Consider the following 620-nt stretch of genomic DNA (forward strand, 5'->3'; position numbering starts at 1 on the left):
CCCGTAACGGTAGTGTTTGCAAAAATCGGATCGTCGCCATTATCAACATCAGTAATAGCAATGGTGCCTGTTGCGGTTGCGGCATCACCGAGATTGCCTTCGGTCACCTTGCCGGTGAACGTACCCGCCACGACGGGCGTGTCTTCGGTGCCCGTAATATCAATCACGATGTTTTGTTGGGTGCCATCGGTTGCCGTCAGGGTGATGGTGTCTTGCACCTGATCACCCTCGTCCAGCTGTTGAACCTGGCTTTGGTCCAGCGTATACGTCCACTGCCCGTCCACCAATACCAACTCACCATAGGTGCCCGTAACGGTAGTATTGCTGAACACTGGCTCATCGCCATTATCAACATCAGAGATGGTGATGGTGCCTGTTGCGGTTGCGACATCACCGAGATTGCCTTCGGTCACCTTGCCGGTGAACGTACCCGTCACGACTGGCGTGTCTTCGGTGCCCGTAATATCAATCACGATGTTTTGTTGGGTGCCATCGGTCGCCGTGAGGGTGATGGTATCTTGTACCTGGTCACCCTCGTCTAGCTGTTGAACCTGGCTTTGGTCCAGCGTATACGTCCACTGACCATCCACCAATGCTAGCTCACCATAGGTGCCCGTAAC

At 54.4% G+C, this 620-nt stretch carries 1 protein-coding gene; it reads right to left on the reverse strand.

Features of this window, described 5'->3' with window-relative positions; all coding sequences use genetic code 11:
* The coding region (locus R7P74_RS27375) for a VCBS domain-containing protein (protein ID WP_318123821.1) at nucleotides 1-620 on the reverse strand (620 nt) is incomplete at both ends.

The sequence above is a fragment of the Vibrio sp. 2033 genome (genome assembly GCF_033339735.1).